We start from the raw sequence: 20,293 nt of genomic DNA, 5'->3' as shown, positions 1-20,293 counted from the left end.
ATGACACCACCCGCCAGTACAGCCATATCGGATATCAGACAATGAATGGTTGTGCGCCAGCAGGCACTTCTTGAATTATTCACATATGTGTAAACCTGAGGCCATATGATGTTAAACCCTGGGCAATCGCGGAATTCACATGCACATCAGTTGTAGTATCACATTTGTCTCATAGCGGAGCGTTTGCGCAAACACAGCGCACCAGGACATCACATTACTGCGCGGTTACAAGGCATCAATGTCTACGCAATTACCCTAAGTTCAATTATTAAGGCTTGCCTCCGGTGCATGTTCCTTAATACTATCTTGTTTTAATTAAAGCCAAGTGCGCGCAATCCGCCACGGTGTTTGAATTAAAGCCGCCAGGATTGCATCTGAAATGATGCCATCTCCGAGAATTCTATAACCAAGGAATGTCAATGAAAAAGCGTACCCTTTTTTCAGTTGTTACAGCCGCTCTTTGCCTCAGTGCCGTAGCCATGGGCCCTGCACAGGCACAGGATTATCCAAGTAAACCTATTCGCGTGATTGTGCCGTTTGCACCCGGCGGCTCTACAGATATCGTTGCCCGTGTTGTGACGTCAAAAATGAGTGACATTCTGGGCAAACCCATGGTCGTTGAAAACAAAGGCGGCGCTGGCGGTGCACTGGGTGCGACTGAAGCGGCCCGTGCCAAACCGGATGGCTATACGCTGTCTATCGCCACTGTCTCAACCATGGCGGTTAATCCCGCATGCAAACCAACAGGCCTGGGCTACGATGCGCTGAAAGATTTCGCACCCGTAGTCAACTTCGCCAACGTACCCAACATCCTGGAAGTCAATCCAAAATTCCCTTCCCAGGATTTCAAGTCCTTTCTTGAAGAAATCAAGGCCAACCCAGGCAAGTATTCCTACGGTTCCTCTGGTACCTGCGGCGTGCTGCACCTGGCCGGAGAAGCCTTTAAACAAACCACCCAAACCGATATTGTGCACGTGCCTTACCGTGGCTCGGGCCCAGCCGTAACCGACGCTGTCGGCGGACAGATACAAATTCTGTTCGACAATCTGCCTTCATCATTACCCCAGATTCAAGGTGGCAACCTGCGGCCTCTGGCAATCGCCTGGAAAGAGCGCTTGCCTGCTCTCAAAGATGTACCCACTTTCGCTGAGCTTGGTTATGAAAACCTGAATCAGCCTGTCTGGTATGGCCTTCTGGCTCCTGCCGGCACACCCAAGGAAGTGATCGATAAACTCAACAGTGTGGCGGTAGAAGCACTGAAAGATCCCAAAGTTGTTGAAGCGCTGGAAAAACAGGGCGCATTCGTTTCCGGTAACACCCCCGAAGAATTCGGCAAGGAAATTCAGCAACAATTCGATTGGGCCAAGGACGTGGTCAAGAAGGGCAATATCAAGCTCGACTGACGCATCAGGCTGACTGTCACGTGCATCCGGGACTGGGCATCCCGGCTGCATGACAGCCGCAGCATGTTCTTGCGCAAGTAAATTAAAAAACGAAGGTTATTTATGCACATCAAAAATCAACAGGATTTCTGGTCAGGAGTCATGTTCATTGTGATCGGAGTGGGCTTTGCCGTGTTCTCCGAATCCTATGACATGGGTACACCTGCCCGTATGGGTCCGGGTTATTTTCCATTCTGGCTGGGTGTGGTCCTGGCTCTTCTTGGTGCGGTTGTCTTTATGGGCTCCCTAAGGGGCGAACCACAGGACGACACAGACATCGGGCATTTCGATTGGGATATTCTTTTTCTGATCATCGGCTCCATTGCCATTTTTGCGCTTATGCTGGACCATCTCGGACTGTATATTTCTGTCCCTCTGCTGATCATCTTCAGTAGCCTGGCCAGTCATGAGTTCAGTATCAAAATCGCCATTTTCAATGCTATTTTCCTGACGCTGTTCACCTGGCTTGCGTTCATCAAGGGCCTCGGTCTGATCTTCCCTATGCTGCCTGTGCCGTTCGGCGAATGGTCTCTGCTTGCGCAGATCTTCGTTCCGCTGTCACTCATCATTGCTGTCGTGACGCTGGCACGTCGTCTCAAAGGAAAATAACACTATGGAATTACTTGAACATTTGGCGCTGGGGTTTTCAGTGGCGTTCACGCCTGAAAATCTGCTGTATGCGCTACTCGGTTGTATTCTTGGAACACTGATCGGCGTGCTGCCTGGTATCGGCCCTGTGCCCACCATCGCCATGCTGCTGCCACTCACTTACGTTCTGCCTCCTGTCGCCGGTCTGATTATGCTCGCCGGGATTTACTATGGCTCCCAGTACGGGGGGTCAACGACGGCGATTCTGGTGGCGCTACCGGGGGAAACCTCGGCGGTGGTCACGGTGCTCGACGGTCACCAGATGGCCAAGAACGGGCGAGCGGGGGCTGCACTTGCCATCGCTGCACTGGGTTCGTTCTTTGCCGGCTGTTTCGCTACTGTGCTGTTGGCCGCGTTCGCTCCGCCTCTGGCTGAGGTGGCCTTCAAGTTCGGACCGGCTGAGTACTTCTCGTTAATGGTGCTGGGTCTGATTGGTGCGGTGGTGCTGGCTTCCGGCTCGTTGCCTAAAGCGATCTGCATGATTTTGCTGGGCCTGCTGCTGGGTATGGTGGGCACCGACGTGAACTCTGGCGTGGCCCGCTTCGACTTTGGCGTACCAGAGCTGCAGGACGGGATTGACTTTGCCGTGGTAGCGATGGGCGTTTTCGGCCTGGCAGAGATCATGAACAACCTGGCGCAAAAGGAAAACCGTGTCGACATTACCGACAAAATCGGCAGCCTGTACCCGAACAAAAAGGAATTCAAGGAAGCTGCTCCTGCCGTCATGCGCGGTACGCTGCTGGGTTCTGCATTGGGTATTCTGCCTGGTGGCGGCGCGGTGCTTTCATCGTTCGCGTCCTATACCCTGGAGAAAAAACTCTCCAAAAATCCTGAGCGCTTCGGTAAAGGTCACCCGGCCGGTCTGGCTGGCCCTGAGTCTGCCAATAACGCAGCGGCACAAACCTCGTTCATCCCGCTGCTCACATTGGGTATTCCGGGTAACGCCGTTACTGCGCTGATGGTGGGTGCAATGACGATTCATAATATTCAGCCTGGCCCTCAGGTCATGAGCAGCAACCCCGATCTGTTCTGGGGTCTGATCGTGTCCATGTGGATTGGTAACCTGATGCTGGTTATTCTGAACCTGCCGCTGATCGGCCTGTGGGTCAAACTGCTCAAAGTGCCATACCGCGTGCTGTTCCCGGCGATCGTGCTGTTCTGCTCGGTTGGTGTGTATTCGCTGAACTACAACGTGTTTGATATTTATATCATGGCGATTTTCGGCATTATCGGATACTTCTGGAGCAAGCTGAAATGCGAAGGCGCGCCTTTGCTGCTGGGTCTGGTACTGGGGCCTATGATGGAAGAAAACTTCCGTCGCGCCCTGTTGCTATCACGGGGTGATTTCACGACCTTTGTCACACGACCATTGTCCATGTCACTGCTGATCGTTGCTGCCATTCTTGTGGTGATCGTCGCTATCCCATCCATTCGCAAGAAACGCGAGGAAACCTTCGTCGAAGAAGATTAAGCCCTCGTTCTGAAAGAATAATCCCCGCCCGGATCTGCCGTTAAAAACAATAAGGATCCGATCAGGCGGGGATTTTTGTATCTGGTGTTATTGTGCAGGCTCAATGGGGACGATAGAGACCAGGGGGGCGACCCATGCGGCCAATGCCAAGAGCAATAAAGCAATAAAGCAAAAGCAATAAAGCGTGCCAGCCGGGAGGTGAGCACGCTTTATGATTTTTGAACAGAGGCGTTGTCGGATCCCGCTACTCTTTTTTGCCGGTAGTAAACGGTATTCAGTGCCGGTTTGGCCCGGTCCGACAAAACCGGCCTGCACGATTACAGTGACCAGCCGCCGTCAATGATTTGCGTCGTGCCAGTGGTGTAAACCGATTCATCTGAAGCCAGGTATAAAGCCAGATAGGCGATTTCCTCTGGACGGCCAACCCGGCCGATAGGCTGACGCGAGACGAAGTTGGCGCGCATTTCGTCTTCGGATGTGCCATATTTTTTGGCCTGTCCGGCGATCCTGTCTTTGAGCGAGGGAGATTCCACGGTGCCGGGACAAATCGCATTGCAACGAATGCCCTGACCAACGTAGTCGGCGGCGACGGCCTTGGTCAGCCCGATGACCGCTGCCTTGGTAGTGCCGTAAACAAAGCGGTTGGGTACGCCTTTGACGCTTGATGCGGCAGAGGCCATATTGATAATGGAACCCTGTTTTTTCTCCAGCATGCCGGGCAGGAAGGCGCGAATCATGTGATACATGGACGTCACGTTCAGATCAAAGGAAAAGTCCCAGTCTTTCTGTTCGCATCCGAGAATATTGCCGTCGTGCACATATCCGGCGCAATTGAACAGCGCATCTACCGTGCCGATTTCCTTTTGCAGCGCGGCAATCTGCTCAGGCTTGGTTACGTCCAGCTTGCGGGTTTCGCAGCCTTTGAGTTCGGCCAGCAGTGCTTCGTTAATATCGGTGGCATATACTTTGGCGCCTTCGCTGGCGAACAATTCTGCTGTCGCCCTGCCAATGCCCTGGCCTGCGGCCGTGATGAGTACCGTTTTTCCTGCCAGACGCTGTCCCATGGGAACCCCTCCTTTGGTTTTCATTAATAAAAATCGTTTTGATATATAAACAAACAGCGCTATCTTACCGGATTAACCGGCGCGCTTCAATCATCGCTCTCGTTCCTTAACTGAGTATTTACCCCAATACCCGACCAGAGCCAGGCAAAACCTCGTATACTCTGACATCATTTTTATCAGTAAAACTTCAATTTTATGACTGAAAAGACGCCCGGTGCTAACCCATCACGCTATTCTGCGCCTGCGCTGGAAAAAGGGATGGCGATTCTTGAAGTGCTGAGCGAAAGCCCGCAAGGTTGCACCATGAATGAACTAAGCGCCCGGCTGGGGCGCTCGGTCAGTGAAATTTTCCGCATGGTGATTGTGCTCCAGGAACTGGGCTATATTGCTGCTGATGCGGGCGATCGCTATACCCTTACACTGCGACTGTTTCATCTTGCGCATCGCCATTATCCCGTACGCCAGCTCACTGAATGCGCCTTGCCGCTGTTGCAGGAGCTGGCCGTACAATGCCAGCAGTCCTGTCATCTGAGTATTTACCGACAGGGCAGGCTGGTCATTATCGCCCAGGTGGACAGCCCGGCCCGCTGGTCCCTCAGCTTAAAGCTGGGCACGGAAATGGGCCTGGGTGATACCTCGTCGGGGCAGGTGCTGCTGGCATTCTGTAATGATGAGGAACGTGAACGCATGCTGCAGACCCACGTGCCTACCGACGGCGAACTCACCCTGACGGAAGCGCAGCTGCGCCGGCAACTGGCCAGTGTCAGAAAAGCCGGGTGTTCGGTGATGAAAAGTCGCCAGATCCAGGGGGTGACCAATATTGCGGCACCCGTGCGCAATGAGCACGGGCAGGTTATTGCAGCTGTTAATGTGCCGCATATCGCGCGGATTGACGCCTTGCATACACCGTCGGCCGACGCCATACGTCCGATGCTGCTGGAGACGGCAGAGCGCATCTCGCGTCGACTGGGGCATCAATAATCCGCTGTTGGCGCGCAGGCTTGCGAGTGGGGCGACAACGCTGCCGCCAGCCTCGGGGCTGTGGCGACAACGTCCCTGCGGTACTGCTTTCTGCGATACCGCCTTGTTACTGAGCCAGTTTGTAGGCCATGACGTAGTCGCCCAGTTTGGTGCCGATAGAACCATGTCCGCCGACAACCAGGACAACCATCTGCTCATTTTTGCTGTTCAGATAGGTCATTGGTGTGGCCTGTCCGCCAGCCGGCAGTCGGGCATCCCACAATACCTTGCCGGTGGTCAGATCATAGGCGCGCAGATAATCATCCACGGCTGCGCCCATAAACACGACGCCTGAACCGGTGATCATGGGGCCGCCGATGCCTGGCACACCCATGGTGATGGGCAGCGGCAGCGGAGACAGATCATGAATCGTACCGTTCTTGTGTTTCCACGCAGTCTTGCCTGTACGCAGGTCTACGCCCGCGACCGAGCCCCATGGCGGTTGCTGGCACGGCACGCCCAGTGGCGAGAGGAAAGGATGCATGTTGACGGCGTATGGTGCACCTTCATTGCTATTGACGCCCTGTTCGCCGACGTTCATCTGCACATCCTTGCCCAGTGCTTCTTTGGGTACCAATTGGGATACAAACGCCAGTTGCAGCGGCATACCGAACATCACCTGGCGTTTCGGATCTACCGCAATGCCACCCCAGTTAAACACGCCGAAGTTGCCCGGATAGACAATCGTTCCCTGCAGCGATGGCGGTGTGTACTGACCTTCGTAGCGCAGGGTCTTGAACTGGATGCGGCACCATAACTGGTCAAATGGCGTGCCACCCCACATCTTGCCCTCGGTCAGCGGATCGGGCTTGAAGTTCAGGGCCGATTCCGGCTGTGTCGGCGCGCTGTGCTCGCCTTCAATCGTGCCTTGTGGCGCCTTGACTTCACGTACCGGCAACACGGCATCACCGGTGCGACGATCCAGCACATAAATGTCCCCCTGTTTAGTGGGAACGACCAGAGAAGGCACCACGCCGCTGGCGGTGCTGATATCCATCAGGGTGGGCTGAGCGGGCGTGTCCATATCCCACAGATCGTGGTGAATGAACTGATGAACCCATTTGGCCTGGCCGTTGTTCAGATCCAGTGCGACCACTGAAGTGGCATATTTTTCTTCATGCTCGTTGCGGTAGCGGCCGAGCTGGTCAGGTGTGCGATTGCCCATAGGGAAATACACCAGGCCCAGCTTTTCATCGACACTGCCCACAGACCAGCTGTTGGGCGAGCTTACCGTGTATTTCTGATCCGGATTGTTCGGATCGAATGGCGCGGTATCGTCAGGATTGCCCGAGTCCCAGTTCCACAACAGTTTGCCGCTGCGAACGTCATAGGCGCGGATCACGCCGGAGGGTGAGTTGATATCATAGTTGTCATTGACTGCGCCGGCCACCACGATTTTGCCATTGGCCACCACGGGAGGGGAGGTGGAGTAATAATAGCCGTGCTGCTTGAACGGCATATTATGGGTCAGATCCAGCTGGCCATTATCAGCAAAATCCTTACATACTTCACCGGTTTGCGGATCCAGCGCAATCAGCTTGGCTGTGGCTGTGGGCAGAAACAGGCGGCTGCTGCAAGCAGCGCCGGAACCCGTTGATGCTGCTGCGGGGGCGGGCGTGGCACTCGCTGCATCGGCCTGACCATTGTCGGCCGTTGCCGTTGCGGTTTCGCTGGCGGTTGACGCTGCCGCGCCGGTTGCGGCGGCGTCACCAGCCCAATAGGACAGGCCTCGGCACGTCTGGTGCTGACGCTGGCCATCGGCCACCACATCGGCCTTGTATTCCCATTTTTTCTCGCCGGTATCGGCGTCCAGCGCTATCGCCCAGTTATGAGGCGTACAAAGGTAAAGCGTATTACCTATCTTGATGGGTGTTGCCTGGTAGGTGAACTCATTGGTGTCGCCTTCGCCCTTCACATCGCCGGTCTGATAGGACCACGCCAGTTTCAGCTTGCTGACATTCTCCGGAGTAATCTGGCTCAGCGGTGAGTAGCGTTGACCGTAACCCGTACGGCCGTATGCATGCCAGTCATTATCACCGGTAGTGGCATTGTTGCCCATATCCGGCTCTGCGCTCACCACGGCGTCAGGCAATTGTCCTTCGAGCTCATGCGTTGGATTGGCGATACTGCCCAGCGTGCCAATCGCAATCACGATCGTAATCACGGCCAGCACGGCTTTGGCATTAGTGGTTTCGTTGGAGGCCATACGCCTGTCGGATTCAAGCCGGCTGCGTTTCGGGTGTGCAACGCCGGGCAGGAGCAGGATAATGCCAAGAATCAGGAAAAACCCCAGACGGGCCGCCAGCGGCCACCAGTCATAGCCGGATTCGAAAAACGCCCACACGGCCGTACCGATCAGGAAGGCAGCATAGAGCACAAGCGCGAAAGGTCTGCGGTTGAACAGAAGGAATGCCGTAATCAGCAGGACTATGCCCGCTGACACGTAATAGATGCTGCCCCCAAGGGACAACAGCCAGCCGCCTCCGGCGGCGAGCACCAGACCGGATAGTAGCGTGAGTAATGCCGCGATGGCGTTCATGATCTGCTCCGAAGGTTGGGAATACATTTGTCATAGACACGATGGTGGCTATCGACATGTCCTGAAAACGAAGCAGCAGGCATGGCCAGCACTGTGTCAGATCCGATTTTGTCATTCTAGCACTGCAGTGTGTCGAATAACCGGTTCGTGAACACGGACATTTGTTCCCAAATGTTCATGGGTATGGGGCTGAACGGTCCACGTCCATCGTTATGGTTCAGGCCGCAACGGTTTTGATCCATGCTCAACGCGGCATTTATATCACACCAGGTGTGATATAAATATTGTTAAAACTTGATGCTGAAGAAGTCGTCTTCAAGAAAGCGGCCAGATAGGTGCTGTGGCTTTCAGACTGCGATCTGGCCAGGCTGATTAATCAGACGCAATTTACGGAGGTACATGCTCATGAAAAAGAACTATCGAACCCGCACAGTGGTGCAACAAAAAACCGGCATCCCTTGCGGAGATGCCGGCAATGTATAAGATATCAGGCTGACCGGGCCTTGGGAGCCAGGTCATGCAACATCATCAGATCTGCGTAATAAATTTGGTGACCAGATAGCCATCAAAGGTTTCGCTGCCGCCTTCGCTGCCAATACCACTGTCCTTTACGCCACCAAACGGTGTTTCAGGCAGGGCAACGCCGAAATGGTTGATGTTGACCATACCGGCTTCGATTTCATTGGACGCTTTGTGCGCTGTCTGCAGCGAAGTGGTGAACACGTAGGAAGACAGGCCGAAAGGCAGGCTGTTGGCGCGCTTGATGACTTCGTCCGTATCGGAGAAACGCACGACCGGTGCGATCGGGCCAAACGGCTCTTCGGTCATCAGGCGTGAATCATCGCTGATGTTGGTCACCACGGTCGGTGGGAAGAAGTAACCCTGACCACCCAGCGGATCACCGCCCAGTTCAATCGTCGCGCCGCCTTTACGGGCGTCTTCTACGAACGAAGCAATGGCGCCGACACGACGCTCATGCGCCAGCGGTCCCATTTCCGTGTCCTTGGCGGTACCATCGCCCACTTTGATGCCTTTCAGTGTGTCGACGAAGATGGACAGGAACTGGTCATAGGCTTTTTCCTGCACGTAGAAGCGCGTAGGGGAAATGCAGACCTGACCGGCGTTGCGGATTTTGAACTTGGCCAGCATTTTGGCGGCTTTGGGAATATCGGCATCGTCGAACACCAGCACGGGCGAGTGGCCGCCCAATTCCATGGTAATGCGTTTCATATGAGCGCCGGCCAGTGCGGCCAGTTGTTTACCCACGGGAACCGAACCGGTGAACGAGACTTTGCGTACGATGGGTGAGCGGATCAGGTAATCAGATACTTTCGGTGGATCACCCCAAACGATGTTCAGAATGCCTTTGGGCAGGCCGGCATCATGGAAAATGCGGGCAATGGCCATCACGGCGCTGGGCGCGTCTTCAGGGCCTTTCAGGATGATGGTGCAACCGGCGCCGATAGCCGCAGAAATCTTGCGGATTGCCTGATTGAATGGGAAGTTCCATGGCGTGAAGGCAGCACATACGCCAATGGGTTCGCGCACGACAAGCTGGCGTACTGCCGGGTTGCGTGGGGGCACGATACGGCCATAGATACGGCGGCATTCTTCGGCATGCCAGTCGCAATGATCGGCACAACTGACAATTTCGCCGACCGCTTCGGCCAGCGGCTTGCCCTGGTCCCGTGTCAGGTTCAGGCCAATGTCCTGTGCCCGCTCACGCGCCAGTTCGGCTGCCTTGCGCAAAATGGCCGAACGATCCATGGGGGAGCTGTGTTTCCAGGTCTGGAAGGCGCGCTCGGCTGCCTGAAGGGCACGATCCAGATCCGCTTCGCTGGCGTGCGGCAATTGTGCCAGCACTTCGCCGGTAGCGGGGTTGATCACATCCTGTGTGGTACGTCCGTCTCCTGAAAGAAACTCACCATCAATGTAAAGACTGAGTGCTTCATACTGGCTCATTACTTATCCTTTCTGTGTCTGTGGTATTTATATGAAATTGCGCTGCACCATTGCGAACAACAGTGCAGCATAGCGTCGGTTTTTTTTATATTCTTGTGCCTATCCTGATAATAAACGGACTGGCGCAATTTTGCATGCGCAGCACGCGGTAATGAAATATTTTTCACCCGAGCCGAATCTGCACTGCAGACCGTAACGGTGCCGGAAACAGCCGCTGACGTGTGTCTGCGTTCTTTCCGGGCCGCGCAAGACAGTTGCAGTTCATGGCGCCTGGGTTCATAATCGCCCCATCCAATTTCCGTCCGCTGCCCGGGCATATGAGCTGTACCGTATGCCTGTGCTGCAACGTAACAATGAGAATATTACTAGTAGAAGACGAACCGTCCCTGGCCAAATGGCTTGCCAAAAGCCTGGCTCGCTATGCCGGTTTTATTGTCGAGTGGGCCGACGATGGCCTGCTGGCGGTACGACGTCTGGAGCTTGAGGAGTACGATGCGGTGATTCTGGACCTGGGCCTGCCGGGGCTGGACGGCGCCGGTGTGCTGGCACGCATGCGCGCACGCGACGATCGTACGCCTGTGCTGGTGCTCACTGCGCGCGATTCGCTAAATCAGCGTATCGATCTGCTGCATCAGGGCGCCGACGATTTCCTGGCCAAGCCTTTCGAAATGGGGGAGCTCGAAGCGCGCCTGACCGCACTCATCCGGCGCAGCCGCGGCAAAAGCCGGCCGCGCCTGCTCCTGGGGAACCTGTCGCTGGACGCCAGCCTGCAGCAGTTTTATCTGGCCGATCAGCCGCTGGCCCTGTCGCCCCGGGAAACCGCCGTATTACGCGTGCTCATGCAACGCAGTGGTGAACCCATCAGCAAGCAGTCTATTCTGGACCGGGTGGTGGCCGACGATAAGGAAGTCAATCTGGAAGCCATTGAAGTGATTGTGCATCGCTTGCGCAAGAAGCTGGCCGACAGCGGCGCGCAAATTGTCACCGTGCGGGGCGTGGGCTACAGTCTGGAAGCGCTGGCGGCCCAGCCATGAAACTGTTTTCGCGCAGTCTTAAATCCATCCTGCTCTGGCTGCTGGTACCGGCGCTGTTGCTGACCATGCTAACGGCCCTGGGCTTATCCAGCAAGGATTTGCGCAGGCAAATCACGGTGGCCTATGACCGATCCCTGGTCGGCGCACTCAATTCACTGAACCATAATATCTCTACGCAAAGTGGCGGGCTCTCGCTGGAGCAGCCCTATACCCTGCTGGAGTTTTATGAGCTCACGGCCAATGCCGACGTGTTTTTCAAGATCGCCGCCGAAGACGGCCTCTCGGTAATCGGTAATGCCGATCTGCCCATGCCCGAGCAGCGACTGGAATCGGGCAAGGCCTATTTTTTCGATACCGATTATCTGGGTGCGCCGGTGCGTTCCGTGGTCATGGCACGCGAGGCGGTGCCGCCGCTGTATGGGGACAAAAGTGTGCGCATCATCATCCAGGTGGCCGAAGGCATTGGCGACCGGGAATCCTTTATCAACAACATGTTATGGCGCTCCGTCGGGCGCGATCTGCTGCTGATCGCCGTGGTGATGGTCATCGTGATTGTCGGGGTTATTTTTGCGGTACGGCCGCTGGAGCGCCTGCGTTACGAAATGCGCTCGCGCACCATCAATGATTTACGTCCGGTCAGCACCGAAGGGATGCCCAAGGAGGTCAAGCCGCTGGTCAGTGCGATCAACCAGCACATGCAGCGTTATACCGAGCAGGCGGACCGGCAGCGGCAGTTTCTGGATGATGCCTCGCATCAGTTGAAAACCCCGCTGTCTGTGCTCAAAACGCAGCTGGATTATGCCTTGCGTGAATCCGATCCTCAGGAAGTGCGCGAAGTGCTGATGTCCATGAATGAAGGCGTGGATCGGGCTATTCGCATGACCAGTCAGATGCTGGCGCTGGCCAGGGTGCGCGATTCGCTGGATTCTCAGGTATGGCAGGACAGTGCGCCCGTCGATCTGGGCGAACTGGTGAATGAACTGGTTCGGGATCTGTGGCCGGTCATCCGTGAACGACGCATTGATCTGGAAGTGATTCCGCCCGAAAGTCCGCTGTGTGTGTGTGGCGTTGCCTGGCTGCTGCAGGAGGCGCTGCGCAATGTGCTGGATAATGCCATCCGCTACTGTCCACGCGAGGGGGCGGTCTCCATTTCGCTGATGCAATTGAATGATAAGACGGCGCAGGTGGTGGTCGAAGATAGCGGACCGGGTATGTCTGAGGAAGACAAGGACAAGGCCGGCACCCGCTTCCGGCGGGGCAAGGCAGGTAAGCATTTGCCCGGTGCGGGCCTGGGGCTGGCCATTGTCAGCACGATCCTGCAAATGCATCAGGCCAGAATGATGCTGGAGTCGGGCGAACAGCTCAAGGGGCTGCGTGTCAGATTAGTGTTTACCCTTAATATGAAGCCCTGAACAGCATAGATGCCACATTTGAAAGGCAATCGAAAGGTTCCATCTGTAATGTACGCAAAGTTCCGTGATCCCGGGTGTTAGGGCAGTTGTACAACACGCAGGGCCGGATTTTGTCAGGTTGCAGTGCGCGCCAAGCGTGCCAGAGCAACGGGCAAAACCGGACGGCAACGGCTGGTCAGGCTGTATGCAGGCCTGGCCAATTCCTACCATTTAATTATAAAGATGAGACTAACCATGCGTTCTTCTTTCCTGTCCCGAGTCTTCGGCGCTTCTGTCATTGCTGCTCAGCTGGCGATGGCACCGGCCGCGTTTGCTGACGAACCCCGTCGCCCTGAATGTATCGCCCCGGCGCAGCCGGGTGGTGGTTTTGACCTGACCTGCCGTCTGGCGCAGGAAGGCCTCAAGCAAAGCGGTGCGCTCAAAAGTGCGATGCGTATCGTGTACATGCCTGGTGGTATCGGTGCTGTTGCCTATAACAACGTGGTTGCGCAAAAACCCTCAGAAGGTGGCGCTATCGTCGCGTTTTCCGGTGGTTCACTGCTGAACCTGGCCCAGGGCAAGTTCGGCAAGTACAACGAAAACGATGTTCGCTGGCTTGCTGCTGTAGGTACCGATTATGGGGTTGTGGTTGTACGCAATGACTCTCCCTATAACGACCTGAAATCACTCATGCAGGCTTTCAAGGATGATCCGACCAAGATTGTGCTGGGCGCCGGCGGTACGGTTGGCAGCCAGGACTGGATGAAAGCAGCACTCACAGCCAAGGCTGCGGGTGTGGACTACAAGAAAATGCGTTTCGTGGCCTTTGAAGGCGGTGGCGAGTCGGTGACTGCGCTGCGCGGCGGCCATATCCAGGCCTATATGGGTGATGCGGCTGAAGCCTTCACCATGCTCGAAGGCGGCGCGCCGATCAAAGTGCTGGCCGTGTTCAATGACAAACGTCTTGAGGGCAAATTCAAGGATGTTCCTACTGCCAAGGAACAGGGCTACGATATCCAGTGGCCGATCATCCGTGGCTACTACGTAGGCCCTAAAGTCTCCGACGCCGATTACAACTTCTGGCTGGACGCATTCAAGAAAATGGGTGCTGACGGGGGCTTTGCCAAATTGCGTGAACAACAGGGTTTGTTCCCCTTTGATAAAACCGGCGCCGACCTGGACGCTTACGTCAAGCAACAGGTTGCCGACTACCGGAAACTGGCCGATTCATTTGGCCTGATTAAAAAATAATAATGCCACTCTGACCGCTGTTCCGGGTATGGTCCCGGCAGCGGCAGGCGCTCTCGCGCCGTGACAATATCTGTCTGGAACTACCACCATGAATGATCGCATATTGGGGATTGTATCCCTGGGGCTTGCCATCTTCCTGACCGTCTTTGGCTGGAACCTGGAAGCGCCCGTATCGTATGAACCTGTTGGCCCGCGTGCCTTTCCCTTGCTGATTGCGCTGGTCATCGGCCTGTGTGGCCTATGGCTGATCTACAAGAACGAATTCAGCGCCGAGGCCAATCCGCCCGGTGCCAACGGCCGTATTTTCCTGATGGTGCTGGTCGCCCTGGGTTACGCCTTCCTGTTTCAGTGGCTCGGTTTTATTATCGCGACAACGATTATGACCGTGCTGGTTGGTCGCCTGTTCGGTGGCACCTGGATCAAGTGCCTGATCGGGGGGGCGATCATGGGTGTTTTGTTTTTCTTCCTGTTTGACCGTGCGCTTGATGTCGTGCTGCCAACAGGCATTCTGGAGGGCCTGCTATGAGCGGCTTACTCGATCATTTATCAATCGGTTTCGGCGTTGCCATGACCTGGAGCAATCTGCTGATTGCTGCGGTCGGCGCTTTTCTGGGCACGCTGGTGGGTGTCTTGCCCGGCCTGGGTCCCATCAATGGCGTCGCCATGCTGATTCCGCTGGCGTTTGCCATGAATTTTCCGCCTGAATCGGCCCTGATTCTGCTGGCTGCCGTGTATGTGGGTGCCGAATATGGTGGCCGGATTACGTCGATTCTGCTGAATGTGCCGGGTGAAGCCAGTGCGATCATGACCACACTTGACGGTTATCCGCTGGCGCGTCAGGGTCTGGCTAACGTTGCACTGTCCCTGTCTGCCTGGTCTGCCTTCTTTGGTGCGACGGTGTCCGTGGTCGGTATTATGTTGCTGGCACCATTGCTGGCACGCTGGGCCCTGGCCTTTGGTCCGCCCGAATATTTTGTTCTGATGGTTTTTTCGTTCTGCTGCCTGACCAGCCTGCTGGGTAAAAAACCCGTCAAGGGCACCCTGGCTGCCATGCTTGGCCTGGCGATTTCTGTGGTTGGCGTCGACTCCAACTCCGGCGTCTATCGCTACACCTTTGACTCCGTGCATCTGGCCGATGGTATTGAGTTTGTGGTGGTGGTTATCGGTTTGTTTGCCGTGGCTGAGCTGCTGGAAATGCTTGAGAAAGTCATGGGTGGTCAGCATGTGGAAGTCGATTCCAGTGGTCGCAAGCTGTTCAATCTGAAAGAGCTGGCCTTCACCTGGTGGAGCGTCGTGCGCAGCGCCTTTGTCGGCTTTTTCGTTGGTGTACTGCCCGGCGCGGGTGCCAGTGTGGCGGCTGCGGTGGCTTACTCTCAGGAAAAACGCATTATCGAAAACAAGGATCCCAATGCCAAATTTGGTAAGGGTGATATGCGCGGGCTGGTGGCACCTGAAGCGGCCGCTACCGGTTCGGCGATTGGTTCGTTTGTACCGATGCTGACGCTGGGTGTGCCCGGTTCCGGCACCACTGCGGTCATGATGGGCGCACTCACACTGTATAACATCACGCCGGGTCCGGTATTGTTCGACTCCAAGCCTGAACTGGTATGGGGCCTGATCGCGTCGCTGTTCATCGCCAACGTGCTGCTCTTTATCATGAACGTACCCATGGTGCGCGTGTTCTCCAAAGTGCTGGCCGTACCAGGCTGGTTGCTGGTGCCGGGTATTCTGTGTATCAGTTTCATCGGGGTCTATGCGATCAATGCGGGCAGTTTTGATCTGACGATGGTTGTGATTATCGGTGTCATTGGCTACTGGTTGCGCAAGATGGAACTTCCCATGGCGCCGCTGGTGCTGGGTGTGGTGCTGGGCGATATGATGGAACAAAACCTGCGCCGTGCCCTGTCCATTACCAATGGTGATCCCACGATTTTGGTCGAGAGCAATATTTCAGTCGGTCTGTGGATCGCATCGGCAGCAGTCGTGCTGTTGCCTCTGGTGATGCGCAGGTTCAGCCGTAAGGGCAAAAAGCTGCTGGATCAGGCGGCAGGCGATGATGCATAATCCGCAGTGATCGTCTGGCTTATAGCCATAATATGAAGCAAGGGGCGCCGGTGAGGTGCCCCTTGTCGTTGGTGCCGTCATAGGTGATGCGGGCTATCGTTATTTCAGGCGTGGTATTTCAATCGTGTTTTATCTGAAAGAACGGGTCTTCGCCTGGTGCAGCGTTGTTCCGTCGTGATACGGGAGCGGTGTGATAAGGAAGCGGTGTGATAAGGGAGAGCGCCTTGTTTGGGCCGTCGCGTCTTGCTCACATTTGTGCGTAGCGCAGCGTGGTTTCCAGCGCCTGCTGCAGCAGGGGTGTGACCCGGGCCGCTTTGGCCTCGTCGTACGCAAAGGGCCGTGACTCCTCCATATAGGCAATCTGAGTCAGTTCCAGTTGTACGGCGTGAATACGTTGTGCCGGATTGCCATACTGGCGGGTGATATAGCCGCCCTTGAAGCGACCGTTGGCGGCAGCAGTAAACTGCCCGTCCTGTTCGATTTGTTGCGCCAGCACCGAGCACAGCTGCGGATGAGCGCTTTGGTTATTGGCGGTACCGAAATTGAAGTCTGTCAGTTTGCCGGGGAAAAAACGGCTGATCTCGGACCGGATGGAATGCGCTTCCCACAGCACCGCATAGCCATGTTTCTGGCGGATGCGCTGCAGCTCGGCCTGCAGGGCCGCGTGGTAGGGTTCCCAGAATAGCTGCCGGCGCCGTTGCTTTTCCTGCTCAGAGGGCTCGCGTCCCGTCAGGTACAGCGGCTCTTTGTCAAAGGTGTCCACGGGGCACAGGCCGGTGGTGTCCTGACCCGGGTACAGATTTTCATCATCGGGCGGACGGTTCAGGTCAATAATGTAGCGTGAATAGACCGGCGTCAGAAACGAGGCACCGCCGTCTCTGGCGAAGCTGTATAGCCGATCCAGATGCCAGTCGGTATCATCGACGAACCCGGCCACTTGCGTGAAGTTCTCGGCAATCTGCGGCTCCAGCGTGGTCCCCATATGGGGAATGGAGATGAGCAGAGGGATAGTGCCTTGCTGCAGGGAAAAAATCGGGTCCGGCATGGTCACTCCATTGGGTTGTTCGGTGCTGCGTCAGAAACCGACGGCCTGGCCGTCGCGGCGGGAGTCGGACGCGGCGTAATAGCCATGCTCGGCTTTATAAATCAGTTGCGCCGAGCCAAACTCCAGGCTGTCGGGGGCAGTCACCGTGACCCGGTGGCCACGCGCTTGCAGGCTCTGGACCACTGCCTCGGGCGTATGGGCTTCCAGATACACAACGGGACCGTTTTCCACACGGAAGCGTGGCGCATCGCTCATGGCTTGCGGATTTTGTCCGAAAGCCCCCAGACGTGCCACCATCTGAACATGGCCCTGCGCCTGCATGCTGCCGCCCATCACGCCGAAGGACATCAGCGGCTCGCCCTGGCGGGTGATAAAGCCGGGAATAATGGTGTGCATGGGTTTTTTTCGGGGGCCGACACAGTTGGCATGGCCCTGGCGCAGATTGAAGCCGCAGCCCCGGTTATGCAGTGCGATACCGGTGCCGGGCACCACCACGCCGGATCCGAAGCCATGGTAGTTGGACTGAATGAACGACACCATCGTGCCGTGCTGGTCTGCGGCCGTCATATACACGGTGCCGCCATTGGCAGGCATGCCGGCCGCGGGTGTAGAGGCTTTATCCATATTGATCAGGCGGGCGCGCTCCTGCAGATAGGCTGGCGATAACAGGTCGGCCGCCATCGTTGTCATATGGGCAGGATCGGCAATATGTTCATGCAAATCGGCAAATGCCAGTTTCATGGCTTCAATGCTTGCATGATAAAAATCGGGACTGTCCAGCCCCATGGATTCCAGGTCGAAGGTGTTGAGGATGCCAACACCCATCAGTGCGGCAATACCCTGGCCGTTGGGCGGAATCTCGTGCAGGGTCAGATCGCGGAAGTTGGCGCTGATGGGTTCAACCCATTCTGCTGCGGCGCCATCCAGGTCGGCAGCCGTCAGATAGCCGCCGGTCTGCTCTGCAAAGGCAATAATTTTTTCTGCAAGTGCGCCGCGATAAAAGCTGTCGCCGCGGGTTTGGGCAATATCGTTCAGGGTTGCGGCCTGCTCTGGAAAGCGCCACAACTGTCCGGCCTTGGGCGTTTGGCCGTCAGGCATAAAGGCCTGGGCAAACCCGGGCTGGTCCTTGCAGGGCTCGGCCTGTTGTGCCCAGATGCGTGAAATGGTGGGTGAAACCATAAAGCCCTGTTCTGCATAGCGGATGGCCGGTTCAAACAGTTCCTCGAAGGGCAGCTTACCAAACCGCTCTGACAGCGCGCGCCAGCCAGCCACCTGCGTGGGCACGGTAACCGTGCCCCATCCTCTGCCAGGCATACTTGGCTGGTCTTTAAACAGATCGTAGGTCCATTTTTCGGGCGAGCGGCCACAGGCGCTCAGTCCATACAGCTTACCTTCATGCCAGATTTGTACAAACAGGTCACCACCAATGCCGTTCATTACCGGTTCCACCACGGTCAGGGCGATGGCCGTTGCCAGCGCGCTGTCCACCGCATTGCCGCCACGGTACAGCATGGATAGCCCCGCCTGCGCCGCCAGCGGCTGTGATGTGCTGACAACATTACGCGCAAAAACGGGCATTTTCTGGGAGCGGTAGGGGAAGGACCAGTTTAAATCGGACATGGGAAATAGTTCACTTCTGTAGGTTAAACAAAGACGGGACTTAACAATGTCATCTGTGTTATGACAATATGAATACGCTAATCATAGCTTTATTATCAGGGAACTGCCACCGGCACGCAGCGGGGTACGTGCATTTGCCTGAATGGCCAGGCGCTGGGCGGCTGGTATTTCGCGTCGCTTTTCGGGGGGGCGAGAGCGCTCGCTCTGCGACCATTCCTTCGGTGATTTCCCGGACAACCACCGGCGCACTCGCCAAGCGGACAGATAGCATGGATAATAACCATGACCCAGACGCAATCGATGATTGGAGATATCATGAGCAATTCAATTTCACAGCAGGGCAGTGACGACATTGCCTTTCATATGCATCCCTATACGAATGCGATCACGCATGCGTCCCAGGGGCCGTTGGTCATCACGCGCGGCGATGGCATTTATGTTGAAGATGAGAACGGCAAAAAATATATAGAAGCCATGGCCGGACTGTGGAGCGTTGCTGTCGGTTTCAGCGAGCAGCGTCTGGTGGATGCAGCCATGCGCCAGATGCAGACCCTGCCGTTCTACCACCTGTTTACCCACAAAACGCATGACGCCGCCGTTCGTTTTGCCAAAACCCTGATTGACCTGGCGCCGGTGCCCATGAGCAAGGTATTCTTTACCAACTCCGGTTCGGAGGCCAATGACACCGTCATGAAACTGGTCTGGTACCGCTCCAATGCGCTGGGCCTGCCGAACAAGAAAAAACTCATTGCCCGTAATAAGGGCTATCACGGGGTCACCATCGCATCGGCCAGCCTGACCGGCCTGCCGGGCAATCACAAAGGTTTTGACCTGCCGCTGGAGCGCGTATTGCATACGACATGCCCGCACTACTGGCGTGAAGGCAAAGACGGTGAAACCGAAGAAGAATTCGCTACCCGCATGGCGGCCGACCTTGAGGCATTGATTCTCAAAGAAGGCCCGGATACCGTGGCCGCTTTCTTTGCCGAGCCCGTCATGGGTGCAGGTGGCGTCATCGTACCGCCGAAAACCTATTGGGAAAAAATCCAGGCCGTACTGAACAAATATGATGTGCTGCTGGTGGCTGACGAAGTCATTTGCGGTTTCGGACGCACCGGCAAGATGTTTGCCAGTGAAACCTACAACATCAAACCCGATGTGATGGTGCTGTCCAAACAGATTTCGTCGTCCTATCAGCCGCTGTCGGCCATTCTGCTCAACAGCCGCATGTTTGATCCGATTGCCGACGAAAGCAACAAGCTGGGCGTGCTGGGACATGGCTTTACGGCCGGCGGCCATCCGGTGGCGGTTGCCGTGGGTCAGGAAAACGTGAATATCATTCGCGAAAGAAATCTTGTACAAAATGCGTCAGAGACCGGTGCGCACCTGCAGCAGCGGCTGGCCGGCCTGAGCGACCATCCGCTGGTGGGGGAGGTGCGTGGCGTGGGCCTGATCGCAGGTGTGGAGCTGGTGACGGACAAGGCGGCCAAAACGGCGTTGGCAACGCCTGGGCAACTGGGGACGGCCGTGGGGCGCAAGCTGCAGGAGCTGGGCGTGATTACGCGCAATATCGGCGATACGCTGGCGTTCTGCCCGCCGTTGATCATCACTGCCCAGCAAGTGGATACGCTGGTTGATACGGTTGCACAGGCGCTGGATGCCACCCAGCAGTCGCTCCGGTCGTAAGCCGGTAACCTCCGGGCTGCAACTCTGGCGGGATGCAGCCGGGTGAACGCATGTGA

At 56.2% G+C, this 20,293-nt stretch carries 14 protein-coding genes and 1 pseudogene; 10 read left to right on the top strand and 5 right to left on the bottom strand.

Annotated elements, in window-relative coordinates:
• Positions 1 to 413 precede the first annotated feature (413 nt).
• The 3 genes and pseudogenes from MIM_RS20755 (at position 414) to MIM_RS20745 (ending at position 3,561) form a co-directional block, all read left to right on the top strand.
• The gene (locus tag MIM_RS20755; protein ID WP_144084706.1) at positions 414 to 1,403 is read left to right on the top strand and encodes a tripartite tricarboxylate transporter substrate binding protein BugE; all 990 of its coding nucleotides are present in this window, start codon (positions 414 to 416) and stop codon (positions 1,401 to 1,403) included.
• A gap of 102 nt (positions 1,404 to 1,505) precedes the next feature.
• A pseudogene (locus MIM_RS20750) lies at positions 1,506 to 1,952 on the top strand (tripartite tricarboxylate transporter TctB family protein); the annotation flags it as partial.
• Between the two features lie 103 nt (positions 1,953 to 2,055).
• Entirely contained in the window at positions 2,056 to 3,561 is a 1,506-nt protein-coding gene (locus MIM_RS20745) for a tripartite tricarboxylate transporter permease (RefSeq protein ID WP_025374675.1), read from the top strand.
• 317 nt (positions 3,562 to 3,878) lie between these two features.
• Here the strand turns inward: MIM_RS20745 and MIM_RS20740 are convergent, their stop codons facing one another.
• Positions 3,879 to 4,625 (bottom strand): SDR family oxidoreductase, encoded by a 747-nt coding sequence (locus MIM_RS20740; RefSeq protein ID WP_025374674.1) that lies wholly within the window; start codon positions 4,623 to 4,625, stop codon positions 3,879 to 3,881.
• Positions 4,626 to 4,820: 195 nt separating this feature from the next.
• Between MIM_RS20740 and MIM_RS20735 the strand changes: the two genes are divergently transcribed.
• Positions 4,821 to 5,606: an IclR family transcriptional regulator gene (locus MIM_RS20735; protein ID WP_025374673.1), complete on the top strand. Its 786-nt coding sequence runs from the start codon at positions 4,821 to 4,823 to the stop codon at positions 5,604 to 5,606.
• A 106-nt stretch (positions 5,607 to 5,712) separates the two neighbouring features.
• Here the strand turns inward: MIM_RS20735 and MIM_RS20730 are convergent, their stop codons facing one another.
• Both MIM_RS20730 and MIM_RS20725 read right to left on the bottom strand, forming a co-directional pair.
• A complete protein-coding gene (locus MIM_RS20730) occupies positions 5,713 to 8,184 on the bottom strand; it encodes a membrane-bound PQQ-dependent dehydrogenase, glucose/quinate/shikimate family (RefSeq protein ID WP_025374672.1) in 2,472 nt (823 codons plus the stop codon).
• A gap of 528 nt (positions 8,185 to 8,712) precedes the next feature.
• Positions 8,713 to 10,146 (bottom strand): NAD-dependent succinate-semialdehyde dehydrogenase, encoded by a 1,434-nt coding sequence (locus MIM_RS20725; RefSeq protein ID WP_025374671.1) that lies wholly within the window; start codon positions 10,144 to 10,146, stop codon positions 8,713 to 8,715.
• Positions 10,147 to 10,499: 353 nt separating this feature from the next.
• Between MIM_RS20725 and MIM_RS20720 the strand changes: the two genes are divergently transcribed.
• The 5 genes from MIM_RS20720 (at position 10,500) to MIM_RS20700 (ending at position 15,886) form a co-directional block, all read left to right on the top strand.
• On the top strand, positions 10,500 to 11,180 hold the full coding sequence (locus tag MIM_RS20720; RefSeq protein WP_025374669.1) for a response regulator: 681 nt from the start codon (positions 10,500 to 10,502) through the stop codon (positions 11,178 to 11,180).
• Positions 11,177 to 12,592 (top strand): sensor histidine kinase, encoded by a 1,416-nt coding sequence (locus MIM_RS20715; protein ID WP_042070660.1) that lies wholly within the window; start codon positions 11,177 to 11,179, stop codon positions 12,590 to 12,592. The genes MIM_RS20720 and MIM_RS20715 overlap by 4 nt, the downstream gene beginning before the upstream one ends.
• Positions 12,593 to 12,886: 294 nt before the next feature.
• A complete protein-coding gene (locus tag MIM_RS20710; RefSeq protein WP_245592889.1) occupies positions 12,887 to 13,822 on the top strand; it encodes a Bug family tripartite tricarboxylate transporter substrate binding protein in 936 nt (311 codons plus the stop codon).
• An 88-nt stretch (positions 13,823 to 13,910) separates the two neighbouring features.
• The gene (locus tag MIM_RS20705; protein WP_025374666.1) at positions 13,911 to 14,348 is read left to right on the top strand and encodes a tripartite tricarboxylate transporter TctB family protein; all 438 of its coding nucleotides are present in this window, start codon (positions 13,911 to 13,913) and stop codon (positions 14,346 to 14,348) included.
• On the top strand, positions 14,345 to 15,886 hold the full coding sequence (locus tag MIM_RS20700) for a tripartite tricarboxylate transporter permease (RefSeq protein WP_025374665.1): 1,542 nt from the start codon (positions 14,345 to 14,347) through the stop codon (positions 15,884 to 15,886). The genes MIM_RS20705 and MIM_RS20700 overlap by 4 nt, the downstream gene beginning before the upstream one ends.
• Before the next feature lie 247 nt (positions 15,887 to 16,133).
• Here MIM_RS20700 and hutG read toward each other — a convergent pair whose 3' ends face one another.
• Together hutG and MIM_RS20690 are read right to left on the bottom strand one after the other, a co-directional pair.
• Positions 16,134 to 16,937, bottom strand: a complete 804-nt coding sequence (gene hutG, locus MIM_RS20695) for an N-formylglutamate deformylase (RefSeq protein ID WP_025374664.1) — start codon at positions 16,935 to 16,937, stop codon at positions 16,134 to 16,136.
• A gap of 24 nt (positions 16,938 to 16,961) precedes the next feature.
• Entirely contained in the window at positions 16,962 to 18,551 is a 1,590-nt protein-coding gene (locus tag MIM_RS20690; protein WP_025374663.1) for a gamma-glutamyltransferase family protein, read from the bottom strand.
• Positions 18,552 to 18,866: 315 nt separating this feature from the next.
• Here MIM_RS20690 and MIM_RS20685 point away from each other — a divergent pair, with 315 nt between their 5' ends.
• The gene (locus MIM_RS20685) at positions 18,867 to 20,237 is read left to right on the top strand and encodes an aspartate aminotransferase family protein (RefSeq protein ID WP_025374662.1); all 1,371 of its coding nucleotides are present in this window, start codon (positions 18,867 to 18,869) and stop codon (positions 20,235 to 20,237) included.
• The last annotated feature ends 56 nt before the right edge of the window (positions 20,238 to 20,293 follow it).

Origin of the sequence: Advenella mimigardefordensis DPN7 (assembly GCF_000521505.1) — a bacterium.
Classification (GTDB): Bacteria; Pseudomonadota; Gammaproteobacteria; order Burkholderiales; family Burkholderiaceae_B; genus Advenella; species Advenella mimigardefordensis.
Note: the sequence above shows the minus strand (reverse complement) of the source record. Positions and strands in the feature narration are given on the sequence as shown.